The sequence below is a fragment of the Mesorhizobium sp. M0802 genome (genome assembly GCF_040320115.1).
Taxonomy (GTDB): domain Bacteria; phylum Pseudomonadota; class Alphaproteobacteria; order Rhizobiales; family Rhizobiaceae; genus Mesorhizobium.
This window is the reverse complement of record NZ_JAMYOY010000039.1, coordinates 1-11,699: the sequence shown is the minus strand read 5'-3', so window position 1 is coordinate 11,699 and position 11,699 is coordinate 1. Positions and strand designations below refer to the sequence as shown.

The following is an 11,699-nucleotide window of genomic DNA, read 5'->3' as shown; positions in this document are numbered from 1 at the left end:
CGACCAACCACCCGTTCCGTCAATTGCCGGTTTGCACACGTGAAAAGTCGGCCCCGGTGCGCGCCGATTTTTTTTGGGCGGGGGGTGGAGCTGACGCGGGGCCCTGGTGTGGGGGGGGCCCCCGTCGCATTTGTCGAGCGTCGAAACGGACAGTGAGATGAACCAGCACGTCACGGCCGAAGCATCCGGTCCGGTCAATATATCGGCCGGGCAGGAAGATGTCGTACGCCTGGTCGACCTCAAGCGCCGCTTCGGCGCGACGCCTGCGCTCGACGGCGTCTCGCTGACGGTGCGCAAGGGCGAGATCCTCGGCATCATCGGCCGCAGCGGCGCCGGCAAGTCGACGCTGATCCGCTGCCTCAACGGGTTGGAGCGGCCGGACTCCGGCGACGTCTTCATCGAGGGCCGCGAGATCGGCCGGCTCGGCGAGCGTGAATTGCAGCCGCTGCGGCGTCGCATCGGCATGATCTTCCAGCACTTCAATCTGCTGTCGGCCAAGACCGTGGAGGACAATGTCGCGCTGCCGCTGAAGATCGAGGGCCGCCCAAAGGCCGAACGGCTGGCGCGCGCCGCCGAATTGCTCGACCTCGTCGGCCTGTCGGAGAAGGCGAAGGCCTATCCGTCCTCGCTGTCGGGCGGCCAGAAGCAGCGCGTCGGCATCGCCAGGGCGCTGGCCGCGCGGCCGGCGCTGCTGCTGTCCGACGAGGCGACCTCAGCGCTCGATCCGGAGACGACGCGCTCCATCCTGGCCTTGCTGAAAGACATCAACCGGCAGCTCGGCCTCACCATCCTGCTCATCACCCACGAGATGGAGGTGATCCGCTCGATCGCCGACCGCGTCGCGGTGATCGATGCCGGGCGCATCGTCGAACAAGGCCCGGTGTGGTCGGTCTTTGCCGAGCCGCGTTCCGAAATCACCAGGAGCCTGCTCGGCGGCATCCGCCCGCAACTGCCGGCCGAGATTGCCAACCGGCTTGCTCCCGGAGGCGGCGCCGAGCTCATCCTCAGGGTCGACGTCGCAGGTGAGGCCGCGCGCGGTCCGCTGCTGTCCGATCTTGCGGTGGCGGTGCCGGGGCCTTTCCGCCTCGTCCATGGTGGCATCGACCATGTCCAGCAGCAGCCGGTCGGCACGCTGTTCCTTGCGGTCGCGGGCAACGATCCGAAACATCTGTCGAAAGTGATCGCATTCCTGAAGGCCCGCGACGCGCGGGTGGAGGTGCTTGGCCATGTCGCCGGTTCTGTTTGAACTTCTGCTGCGTTCGATCTGGGAGACGGTCCTGATGACGGCGGCATCGGGCCTCATCTCGCTCGTCTTCGGGCTGCCGCTCGGCCTGGCATTGATTGCCACCGAGCGCGGCGGCATTGCCGAAAGCCTGTGGGTGAACCGCGCGCTCGGCGCCGTCATCAACGGCTTCCGCTCGGTGCCTTTCATCATCCTTCTGGTGGCGCTGATCCCGGTGACGCGGCTGATCGTCGGCACCTCGATCGGCACCTGGGCGGCAATCGTGCCGTTGTCGATTGCGGCGACGCCCTACTATGCCCGCATCGCCGAAGTGTCGCTGCGCGAGGTCGATCGCGGCCTGATCGAGGCGGCGCGCGCCATGGGCGGCAACCGCTGGACCATCATCCGCGAGGTGCTGGTGCCCGAAGCTTTGCCCGGCATCGTCGCCGGTTTCACGGTGACGCTGGTAACGCTGATCGGTGCTTCGGCCATGGCCGGCGCCATCGGTGCCGGCGGGCTCGGCGACCTCGCCATCCGCTATGGCTACCAGCGTTTTGAGACCAGCGTCATGGTCGCCGTGGTCTTTGTGCTGATCATCCTCGTTTGCGGCATCCAGTGGGTCGGCGACCGGCTGGTCGCCAGGCTGGACCGGCGCGGATGAGCGGCCACGAACGTTATTTGCCGGCAGGCTGCCAAACGCAGCGCCGGCTTTCTCTATCGGCGCCGAGATTGGATTGCGCGTTGCTTTGATCGGGCCGGCCTGCGTGCCACCGTGACAGCGGAACAAGGAGCTTGACCATGCCCAGGATCGTACCCGTGCTTGATCTCGGCCGCCTCGAGCAGGGCGCTTCGGAACGGCGAACGTTTCTCTTCGACCTGCGCACGGCCGCGCGCGATGTCGGCTTCTTCTATTTGACCGGCCACGGCATATCGGCTGCGGATACCGCAGAAGTGCTCGACGCGTCGCGCCGCTTCTTTGCCCTGCCGGAAGCCGACAAACTGGCAATTGAAATGGTCAAGTCCTCGCAGTTCCGCGGCTACACGCGCGCCGGCGGCGAGCTGACCAAAGGCAAGGCCGACTGGCGCGAACAGCTCGACATCGGCGTCGAACGCCCGGCCATCGAACAAGGCCCCGGCGTGCCCGCCTGGACGCGGCTGCAAGGGCCCAACCAGTGGCCGGCCACGCTGCCCGAGCTGAAGCCGGCGCTGCTCGCATGGCAGGCCAAGGCGACCGCGGTGGCGATCCGGCTGCTTAGGGCCTTCGCTTTGTCGCTCGACCAGGCCGAGGACGCCTTCGATCCGATCTACCGGGCCGAGCCCAACCATCGCATGAAGATCGTGCGCTACCCCGGCCGCGACGCCACCGGCGACAACCAGGGCGTCGGCGCGCACAAGGATGGCGGTTTCCTGACGCTTCTGCTGCAGGACGAGAACAAGGGGCTGCAGGTCGAATATGACGGCGCCTGGGTCGACGTCGATCCGCTGCCCGACACGCTGGTGGTCAACATCGGCGAACTGCTCGAACTGGCGTCGAACGGCTATCTCCGGGCGACAGTCCACCGTGTGGTGACACCGCCGGCCGGCGTCGAGCGCGTCTCGGTCCCGTTCTTCTTCAGCGCCCGGCTCGACGCCACGATTCCGCTGCTCGACCTGCCCGAGGATCTGGCGGCCGAGGCGCGGGGGCCGGCCAGCGATCCCGACAACCCGCTGTTTCGCAATGTCGGCACCAATGTGCTGAAGAGCCGCCTGCGCTCGCATCCCGACGTGGCGCGCCGGCACTACGCCGATCTCCTGGAAACCGGCGCCTCAGCCGGCTGAAATCTTCGAAGACGAGCACGAAATTTCTGAATCCTACGTTGTTTTAGAAAGCCGTTCGTCGCCAACCGCAGCGAATGCGCGCATATAGGAATTATCGTCCGGCGGTTTCCTCCCATTCCGCTGGACGGTGTTCCCCTCTGAAGGTTCTTGACCTTCTTTTGGCCGGGCCGCTTTCGCGCCCGGCCTTTTTTATCCATTAAGAGCCCTAGCCAAACTTCGGATCAAGGCTCCCCGACTTGTAGCGCTTGGCCATCTCGGCCACCGGCAGCGGCTTGATCTTCTGCGCGTTGCCGGCGGTGCCGAACTGCTCGAAGCGCTCCTTGCACAGCTTGCGCATCGCAGCCATGGCCGGCGTCAAATATTTGCGCGGATCGAACTCCGACGGGTTTTCGGTAAGCACCTTGCGGATGGCGCCGGTCAGCGCCATGCGGTTGTCGGTGTCGATGTTGATCTTACGCACGCCGTGCTTGATGCCGCGCTGGATCTCTTCCACCGGCACGCCCCAGGTCGGCTTCATCTGGCCGCCATATCTATTGATGATTTCCTGCAAGTCCTCGGGCACCGAGGACGAGCCGTGCATCACCAGATGCATGTTGGGCAGGCGGCGGTGGATTTCCTCGATGACGTTCATCGCCAGCACCGCGCCGTCCGGCTTGCGCGAGAATTTGTAGGCGCCGTGGCTGGTGCCCATGGCGACAGCCAGCGCATCGACATGGGTGTCCTTGACGAATTCGACCGCCTGCACTGGGTCGGTCAAGAGCTGGTCGTGGCTGATGGCGCCTTCGACGCCGTGGCCGTCTTCCTGCTCGCCGCCGCCGCTCTCAAGCGAACCGAGCACACCGATCTCGCCTTCCACCGACACGCCGCCCCAATGCGCCATGTCGACGACGCGCCGGGTGATTCCGGAATTGTAGGCATAGTCGGCCGGCGTCTTGCCGTCCTCTTTCAGCGAGCCGTCCATCATCACCGAGGTGAAGCCGTACTGGATGGCGGTGACGCAGGTGGCTTCGTTGTTGCCATGGTCGAGATGCATGCAGACCGGGATGTCGGGGTGGATTTCGACCAGCGCGTCGATCAGCTTGGCCAGCACCACATCATTGGCGTAGGCGCGGGCGCCGCGGCTTGCCTGCAGGATGACCGGCGACTTGGTCTCCTCGGCCGCCTCCATGATGGCGAGGCCCTGTTCCATATTGTTCATGTTGAAAGCGGGTACGCCGTAGCCGTACTCGGCGGCGTGATCGAGCAATTGTCTCAGTGTTATGCGAGCCACCCAATAGTCTCCCGTATCTGGTTTCAAGCGCAACGTCGCGGGCCGGCCGATTGCCGGCCTAGATGCTTCTGGCCGGATTTCGCCAGAACCGCAACCGTCAGCGGCCATCGAGGCCGCAATTCTTGTTGCAGGGCTGAAATCCGGTAGCCAGCCGGTGAGGCGCTAATCTCCCCCATTGAGGGGGAGATGGCCGGCAGGCCAGAGGGGGTCGGTTCGACTGGAGCGCTAGCATCATCTGTCGCTGCTGGGAGGGCGCGTCAGGACGCGCCGACCCCCTCTGTCGCCTTTGGCGACATCTCCCCTCAAGGGGGGAGATTATCCGCGTTCGGGGAACATCGCCTTCAACCCTTCGCGCGAAGCCTTTGCCACACCGCGCTCGGTGATCAGCCCCGTCACCAGCCGTGCCGGCGTCACATCGAACGCCGGATTGGCCGCCGGCGTCGCTTCGGGCGAAACCCGAACCTGCGCGATCTTGCCGTCCGCCGTCTTGCCCCAGACCAGCGACACCTCGTCACCGGAGCGTTCCTCGATCGGGATTTCGGTGAGGCCATCACCCACCGTCCAGTCGATGGTCGGCGAGGGCAGAGCGACGTAGAAGGGCACCTCATTATCGGAGGCGGCGAGCGCCTTGAGATAGGTGCCGATCTTGTTGCAGACGTCGCCATTGGCCGTGGTGCGGTCGGTGCCCACGATCACCATGTCGACCGCGCCACGCTGCATCAGATGGCCGCCGGCATTGTCGACGATCAGCGTGTGCGGCACGCCGTGGCCGGCCATCTCCCAGGCGGTCAGCTGGGCGCCCTGGTTGCGCGGGCGCGTCTCGTCGACATAGACATGGACCGGAATGCCGGCCTCGACGGCGAGATAGATCGGCGACGTGGCGGTGCCGTAATCGACCGTCGCCAGCCAACCGGCGTTGCAATGGGTGAGGATGTTGACCGGCTCGCCCGGCTTCTTGCGTGCCGCGATCTCCTTGATGATGGCAAGCCCGTTCTCGCCGATGGCGCGATTGAGATCGACATCCTCGTCGGCGATTTCCGCGGCGCGCTTATAGGCCGCCTCCGCGCGCTGTCCCAATACGATCGGCCTGAGGAACCGCCGCATCTCGTCCAGTGCCCAGCGTAGATTGATCGCAGTCGGCCGCGTCTTGTGCAGCGTCTCCCAGACCGCGTCGAGCGCTTCGTCAGACGGATCGTCCGCCATCTGGATGGCGACGCCGTAGGCCGCGGTGACGCCGATCAGCGGCGCGCCACGAACCCACATGTCGCGGATCGCGGTGGCGATGCCGGCAACGCTCCCGATCATCTCGACCCGGAACTCGTGCGGCAGCCAGCGCTGGTCGATGATCTCGACCGAACGCTGGTCGTCGCTCAGCCAGATGGTGCGGTAGTGGCGCTCGCCGACGTTCAAATCCTGCTCTCCCGTTCGATCAAAGCGGCCAGATTATTAACCTCGTCCATGCCGTGAATCTGGCGCCGGTTGACGGCGATGTGACGGCCGAATTTCAGCGCCTTGGCCTCGCAGGAGGCCCGCAGATCCTCGTCCTCGATGGTCTCGAAATCGGCATTGTGGGCGAGGCCGAGGATGCGCCGGTGCACCTCGATGCCGGCAAAGCCCAAGAGGTCGGTCCAGATCTGGTGCAGCACATGGTCGAGCGCCTGCTCCGAGGCGAGAATGTCGCCCTGATCCTCGAACAGGCTCTTCTGGTAAAGCATGCCGGTGCGCTCGGTGCGCCATAGATGCGAGAACTCGGCGCGGAACACCGTCCAGGTGTCATTGGTCACCCCGAGCAGATAGGCACGCATGGCGTCACGCTTGCCCTTGTGTTCATGGCCGCGCTGCGAGAAGTAGGACATCCAGAAATTGGCGAGCAGCATGCCGACGTCGAAGGCCATCGGACCGTAGAAGGCGAATTCCGGATCGATCATCCGCGTCTCGGTGTCGGTGACCATGATCGAGCCCGAATGCAGGTCGCCATGCAGCAGCGTCTCGGCGTTGGCGGCGAAGATATGCTTCAGCCGCTGCGCCTCGACCTTGAGGTCGCGGTCGGCGCGCAGCTCGGCGACCAGGCCGTCGAGCTGCGGCGAGGTGTGCCGGTTCAGCTTGGCGTCGAAATAGGGATCGGAAAACACCAGGTCTTCGGTGATGCCGCAGAGCTCGACATTGTCGGCGAACAGCGCCAGGTCGGCCTTGCGGTCCTTGGTCGGCATGGAGAGATCGGAGCCGCGGAACAAAGTGCGGGCCATGAACAGGCCGATGTCGCGGGCGATATTTGGCAACTCGCGGCCGCCGATCAGGGCACGGCGCAGGATGATGTGCGGCGGCGCCAGATATTCCATGATGATCAGCGCCTGGGCTTCGTCGAAATGGAGGATCGCCGGCACCGAACCCGGCGCGCGCGCCTCTTGCCGCGTCAGCGCGTGATACTCGAAGAAGGAGCGTTTGAGCGGCAACGGCCAGCTGTCGCCGACGAGGCGAACATAGGGCAGGGCCTGCTTGACCACGGCCGCACCCGACACGCCCTCGACGATGAAGACGAGGTTGAGATTGCCGTCGCCGACCTCGCGCACCTTCCAGGCACCGGTATCGGGGCCGATTTTTGCGCACAGCGCTTCGTTCGTGCCGAGGCGCGTTGCAAGCGTCTCCACCGACAGTGCTTCGAACGGCAATTTCGCAGTCATTCCTCACCCTCCCGCTTGCTCGCTCAATCATAGTGGAGCGATGGCGGTGAGGCCAAGCTAGGAAGCTGACTGGCAATTGTCAATCGAGTTGACAATTGATGACGTAGCCCATAGCGTCATGGTCAGGGAGGAAACGAATGGGCAATGATGCCGTGTTCCGCGTGGACGGGCTGAGGAAGTCCTTCGGCCATATCGAGGTGCTTGGCGGCGTCTCGCTCGAACTGCATGCCGGTGAGATCACCGTGCTGATGGGCGCCAATGGCGCCGGTAAGTCCACCCTCGTGAAAATTATCAGCGGCGTCTACGACCATGCCGGCGGCACCATGCACCTGGCCGGTCATGATTTCGCGCCGAACACGCCGGCCGAGGCGATCCGCGCAGGCGTCGTCACCGTGCATCAAAACATCAATGACGGCGTCGTCGCCGATCTCGATGTCGCCACCAATCTGACGCTGGATAGGTTGAGCGGCAAGGGCGCGCCGCTGCTGTTCAACCCCGGCCGGGTGCGCCGCGAAGCCAAAGCGGTGGCCGACCGCATGGGGCTCGCCATCGACCTCAAGGCCCGCATCAGCGATCTGTCGCTGGCCGATCGCCAGATGGTGGCCATCGCGCGCGCCATGGCGCACCAGCCGAAAGTGCTGATCCTCGACGAGCCGACCTCCTCACTGTCCAGCGCCGAGGCGGACCGGCTGTTCGCCCTGCTCGACCGGCTGCGCGAGCAAGGCGTCGCCATCCTCTACATCTCGCACCGCATGTCGGATATCAGGCGGCTTGCCGACCGCATCGTCTCGATGCGCGATGGCGTCATCTCAGGCGTCTTCGACAGCGAGCCTCTCGACTATGAGGGCGCCGTTAACGCCATGCTCGGCCGCAAGATCCATCTTGACCGCATCGAAGCCAGGAGTTCTGCCAAGCCGATCCTGACCGTCGATGCCTTGCGCATCGCCCCTGGTGCCCGGCCATTCTCGCTGACGCTCGGCGACGGCGAGGTCGTTGCCATCACCGGCCTCGTTGGCGTCGGCAAGACCGCGCTCGCCGAGACGCTGTTCGGCTTGCGCAAGCCGCTGTCCGGTACGATGACTTTATATGGCAAGCCCTATGCGCCCGCGTCGACCGGCGAAGCCATCGCCGCCGGCGTGTTTCTGGTCGCCAAGGACCGTGGCGAAAACGGCATCGTCGGCGGCTTCAACATCCAGGAAAACATCAGCCTGCCCTTCCACAAGCGCATGTCGCGCTTTTCAGTTCTCAAACGCGGCCTTGAACGCACTATTGCCCGCCGGCAGATCGAGGATCTCGGCATCGTCTGCCGCTCGGAGAAGGACGAGATGACCACTCTGTCGGGCGGCAACCAGCAGAAGGTGATGGTGGCCCGCTGGATGGCGCAGGACGCCCGATTGTTCATTCTCGACGAACCGTTCCAGGGCGTCGATATCTCCGCCAGGCGCGACATCGCCGCCAAGCTGAGGGCAAGCGCCAATGGCCGCGCCACGCTGCTGTTCGTCACCGAACTCGACGAGGCACTGGAGACGGCCGATCGCATATTGGTGATGTCCGAGCAGACCATCGTCGGCGAACACCGCAACGCCGATGTCGATCTCGACCGTCTGCTGGCCGAAGTCGCGGGCGGGCCGTTGCACAGTGCGGCCTGAGCCACGATGATTGAAGAACTGAGGGTTGGAATGGAGTGCACGGGTTTGAGTTGGGTATTGACGGCGGGCGCTGAATGACGCTGCGCGATTACGCTATCCGCTACGGGTTCATCGTGCTTCTGTTCGGGCTGATCGCGTATTTCGCCATCGCCGCCGACGGGTTCGTCTCGCCGCAAAGTGCCGTCTTCATTTTCCAGTCGGTCGCCATCACCGGCGTGCTGGCGCTGGGCGTCACCGCCACACTGGTTGTCGGCGGCTTCGATCTCTCGATCGGCTCGGTTGCCACATCGGCCATGATGGCGGCTGCCTATGTCATGGTGGTGCTGGAGCAGAACGTTGTCGTCGCTGTCCTCATCTGCCTGCTCATCGGCGCCCTTGTCGGCCTCATCAATGGCTGGCTGATCGTCTATATGCGCGTGCCCGATCTGCTGGCGACGCTCGGCATGATGTTCCTGCTCGTCGGCCTCCAGCGCATCCCGACTGAAGGACGCTCCATCGCCACCGGTATGACAATGCCGGACGGCTCGGTCGCCAACGGCAAATTCTCCGACGCCTTCCTGGCGCTCGGCCGCCACCGCTTCGACTTCTTCATCCCGAACCTCATTCCGGTCTCGGTGGTCGTGCTGATCGTGCTCGCCGTGCTGATCTGGTTCTTCCTCGAATACACACGCTTCGGCCGCATGATGTATGCCGTGGGCAGCAATGAACGGGCCGCCGAACTCGCCGGCGCGCCTGTCAAGGCATACAAAATCTGGGCCTACGTCATTTCAGGAGTTTTTGCCTCGATCGGCGGGATTTTGCTGGCCGCACGGCTTGGACGCGGTGACATCGCGTCGGGTAATAATCTGCTGCTCGATGCGGTTGCCGCGGCGCTGATCGGCTACGCGGTGCTCGGCGCCGCCAAGCCGAACGCCTTCGGCACCGCCATCGGCGCGCTGTTCGTCGGCATCCTGCTGCAAGGCCTGACGATGATGAACGCGCCTTACTACACGCAGGATTTCGTCAAGGGCGTGGTTCTCGTCGTCGCCCTTGTCTTTACCTTCGCCCTTTCCGGCCGGGGCAGGAGATAGAATGGCTGCCGGGACAGTTTTGGGTTCAACAAACGGAGGAAAGAACGTGAACATCACAAGACGACTTTTGGGGAAGGTCGCGCTCGGATTGGCCGGCGCAACAATGCTGATGCAGGTCCCGGCCTTTGCCGCCGACAAGCCGGCGCCGTTCGACAAGCCCGGCGTCAAGATCGCGCTGGTGCGCTATCTCTCGACCGGCGATTTCTTCCAGGCCTATCTCTCGGGCGTCGAGTCCCAGTCCAAGGCGCTCGGCATCGATCTGCGCGTGCTCGACAGCCGCCAGGACGCCGCCCTTCAATCCGACATGGTCGACCAGGCCATCGCACTCGGCGTGCAGGGCATCATCATCCAGCACGGCCTAACGGAATCGATGAAGGACGCCGCCCAGCGCGCGGTCGATGCCGGCATCAAGGTCGTCGCCTTCGACGTCAATGTCGAAAACCCCAAGATCCCGCAGATCGAACAGTCCGACAAGGACCTTGCGCGCCTGGCGCTCGAGCAGGCGGTCAAGGACAATGGCGAGAGCTGGAACGCCGGCTATGTCTATGTCGCCGGCATCGCGCCGCTCGACCGCCGCAACGAGACCTGGGTCGACGTGAAGAAGAAACATGCCGGCATCAAGGAAGTCGCGATGTTCGGCACGCTCGACAACCCGATCGCCAACTCGGTCGCCAACCAGGCGCGCTCGGTGCTGCAGGCGCATCCCGACATCAATGTGATGTTCGCGCCCTATGACGAGTTCGCCAAGGGTGTGAAGATCGCCGTCGACGAGGCGGGGCTGAACAAGAAGATCAAGATCTACTCCGCCGACATCTCTACCTCGGACATCGCGGCCATGCGCGAGACCGACAGCGCCTGGGCCGCCACCGCCGCCACCAACCCTGCCGTCGTCGGCCAGGTCTCGGTGCGCGCGCTGGCGCAGCTGCTCGCCGGTGAAGATCCCGGCCACAACGTCATCGTGCCGCCGACGCTGATCACCCAGAAGGACCTGATCGACAAGGACATCAAGAACATGGAGGACCTGTCGGCCAAGCTGCCGCAATTCGCCCATGCCGATGTCGCCATGCCGGCCTGGATGCCGAACCCGAACGCGAAGTAGGATCGGACATCTGATAGATGCGAAGGGCGGCATGGGCCGCTCTTTTCATATTGATCGTAAGCCTGCCGGCCTACACCAATGGTCTGGATCGCGCATCCCGTGGACAATCGCCACAGCGATAACACCATCGGGCTGCGGCTCGTAGATGATGATATAGCGGCCTTCGACGAGCACGCGGGCCGTTGCGCTTAACTCGGGCCGTGCGCTGCCCATCTTGGGGTGCTGCGCCGCCAGCTCCAGTCTTTCGAAAATGCGCATCAACAGTCTGTCTGCTGCCTTTTCATTGTCGGCGGCGATGGTGTGCCAGATGTCTCGCAAATCCTGCGAAGCGCGCGGTGTGAGCCTATAGCTAGCCACGGGCGCGGCGTTCTGCCTTCAGGCTGCCGATGAACTCGGTGGGGTCGACAGCCACTGGCTTGCCGCTGCCCATCCCGTCGGCATAGGCCCGCTTCAAGTGCTGGAGTTCGAGCGTGCGCAATTCCTCGCGCTGCTCCCATAAGCGCAGGGCGTCGCGGACAATCTCGCTGTTGGAAGCATAACCGCCACCTTCGATAGCGCTTTGCAGGCGAGCTATCTGCTGCGCGGTGAGGGATATGGTGAGGGTGCGCATAGGTTCGTTTTTCATACCCACATTATAATGCATCCAACAAGGTCTAACAATATCTGTGAGGAATCTGCCCCTGCATCATGACCGCCCGACTCGCACCAGCCACCGCGCCGTCCTCGCCATGCAGGCGTGCAGTACCGGAACACCATATTCGATGGCAGGCAGGTCGTGCGGCGCACCCTTGGCGGGGATCGCCAGGGTAGTGTGCTGAGAGTTCTGCAAATTCGCTGAGAGGGGGCGGTCATGGCAGGCTGGTGATTGTTCACGTCACCTGATTCCCGCG

Annotated in this window: 11 protein-coding genes; 6 read left to right on the top strand and 5 right to left on the bottom strand. The window is 64.1% G+C overall.

Going from position 1 to position 11,699, the window contains the following annotated elements; translation table 11 throughout:
- Positions 1-157 precede the first annotated feature (157 nt).
- From NKI10_RS30260 to NKI10_RS30250, 3 genes are all read left to right on the top strand, one after another.
- Positions 158-1,246 carry a methionine ABC transporter ATP-binding protein gene (locus NKI10_RS30260; protein ID WP_352862559.1) on the top strand — a complete coding sequence of 363 codons (1,089 nt, stop codon included), beginning with the start codon at positions 158-160 and terminating at the stop codon, positions 1,244-1,246.
- A complete protein-coding gene (locus NKI10_RS30255; protein ID WP_352862558.1) occupies positions 1,227-1,883 on the top strand; it encodes a methionine ABC transporter permease in 657 nt (218 codons plus the stop codon). Before NKI10_RS30260 ends, NKI10_RS30255 begins: the two co-directional genes overlap by 20 nt.
- 137 nt (positions 1,884-2,020) lie before the next feature.
- The gene (locus NKI10_RS30250) at positions 2,021-3,040 is read left to right on the top strand and encodes an isopenicillin N synthase family dioxygenase (RefSeq protein WP_352862557.1); all 1,020 of its coding nucleotides are present in this window, start codon (positions 2,021-2,023) and stop codon (positions 3,038-3,040) included.
- A 205-nt stretch (positions 3,041-3,245) separates the two neighbouring features.
- On the opposite strand, the gene fba is transcribed toward NKI10_RS30250, so the two are convergent.
- From fba to mtnK, 3 genes are all read right to left on the bottom strand, one after another.
- A complete protein-coding gene (gene fba, locus NKI10_RS30245; RefSeq protein ID WP_023749737.1) occupies positions 3,246-4,310 on the bottom strand; it encodes a class II fructose-bisphosphate aldolase in 1,065 nt (354 codons plus the stop codon).
- A gap of 315 nt (positions 4,311-4,625) precedes the next feature.
- The gene (gene mtnA / locus NKI10_RS30240; protein WP_352862556.1) at positions 4,626-5,720 is read right to left on the bottom strand and encodes an S-methyl-5-thioribose-1-phosphate isomerase; all 1,095 of its coding nucleotides are present in this window, start codon (positions 5,718-5,720) and stop codon (positions 4,626-4,628) included.
- Positions 5,717-6,991, bottom strand: a complete 1,275-nt coding sequence (mtnK, locus tag NKI10_RS30235) for an S-methyl-5-thioribose kinase (protein WP_023735629.1) — start codon at positions 6,989-6,991, stop codon at positions 5,717-5,719. Before mtnK ends, mtnA begins: the two co-directional genes overlap by 4 nt.
- A gap of 137 nt (positions 6,992-7,128) precedes the next feature.
- Here mtnK and NKI10_RS30230 point away from each other — a divergent pair, with 137 nt between their 5' ends.
- The 3 genes from NKI10_RS30230 (at position 7,129) to NKI10_RS30220 (ending at position 10,809) form a co-directional block, all read left to right on the top strand.
- The gene (locus NKI10_RS30230) at positions 7,129-8,640 is read left to right on the top strand and encodes a sugar ABC transporter ATP-binding protein (protein WP_023735628.1); all 1,512 of its coding nucleotides are present in this window, start codon (positions 7,129-7,131) and stop codon (positions 8,638-8,640) included.
- 74 nt (positions 8,641-8,714) lie between these two features.
- Entirely contained in the window at positions 8,715-9,710 is a 996-nt protein-coding gene (locus NKI10_RS30225) for an ABC transporter permease (RefSeq protein ID WP_023668572.1), read from the top strand.
- A 46-nt stretch (positions 9,711-9,756) separates the two neighbouring features.
- Complete coding sequence (locus NKI10_RS30220; RefSeq protein WP_023692173.1) at positions 9,757-10,809, top strand: substrate-binding domain-containing protein; 1,053 nt, start codon at positions 9,757-9,759, stop codon at positions 10,807-10,809.
- Between the two features lie 45 nt (positions 10,810-10,854).
- Here NKI10_RS30220 and NKI10_RS30215 read toward each other — a convergent pair whose 3' ends face one another.
- Positions 10,855-11,166 (bottom strand): type II toxin-antitoxin system RelE/ParE family toxin, encoded by a 312-nt coding sequence (locus NKI10_RS30215; protein WP_352862555.1) that lies wholly within the window; start codon positions 11,164-11,166, stop codon positions 10,855-10,857.
- A complete protein-coding gene (locus NKI10_RS30210) occupies positions 11,159-11,419 on the bottom strand; it encodes a ribbon-helix-helix domain-containing protein (RefSeq protein WP_023692171.1) in 261 nt (86 codons plus the stop codon). The genes NKI10_RS30215 and NKI10_RS30210 overlap by 8 nt, the downstream gene beginning before the upstream one ends.
- Between the last annotated feature and the right edge of the window lie 280 nt (positions 11,420-11,699).

What these genes read in the sequence shown, in the direction of transcription:
- NKI10_RS30260 (WP_352862559.1), top strand. Translation starts at nt 158, where the DNA reads ATGAACCAGCACGTCACGGCCGAAGCATCCGGTCCGGTCAATATATCG.
- NKI10_RS30255 (WP_352862558.1), top strand. Translation starts at nt 1,227, where the DNA reads ATGTCGCCGGTTCTGTTTGAACTTCTGCTGCGTTCGATCTGGGAGACG.
- NKI10_RS30250 (WP_352862557.1), top strand. Translation starts at nt 2,021, where the DNA reads ATGCCCAGGATCGTACCCGTGCTTGATCTCGGCCGCCTCGAGCAGGGC.
- mtnK (WP_023735629.1), bottom strand. Translation starts at nt 6,991, where the DNA reads ATGACTGCGAAATTGCCGTTCGAAGCACTGTCGGTGGAGACGCTTGCA.
- NKI10_RS30230 (WP_023735628.1), top strand. Translation starts at nt 7,129, where the DNA reads ATGGGCAATGATGCCGTGTTCCGCGTGGACGGGCTGAGGAAGTCCTTC.
- NKI10_RS30225 (WP_023668572.1), top strand. Translation starts at nt 8,715, where the DNA reads ATGACGCTGCGCGATTACGCTATCCGCTACGGGTTCATCGTGCTTCTG.
- NKI10_RS30210 (WP_023692171.1), bottom strand. Translation starts at nt 11,419, where the DNA reads ATGCGCACCCTCACCATATCCCTCACCGCGCAGCAGATAGCTCGCCTG.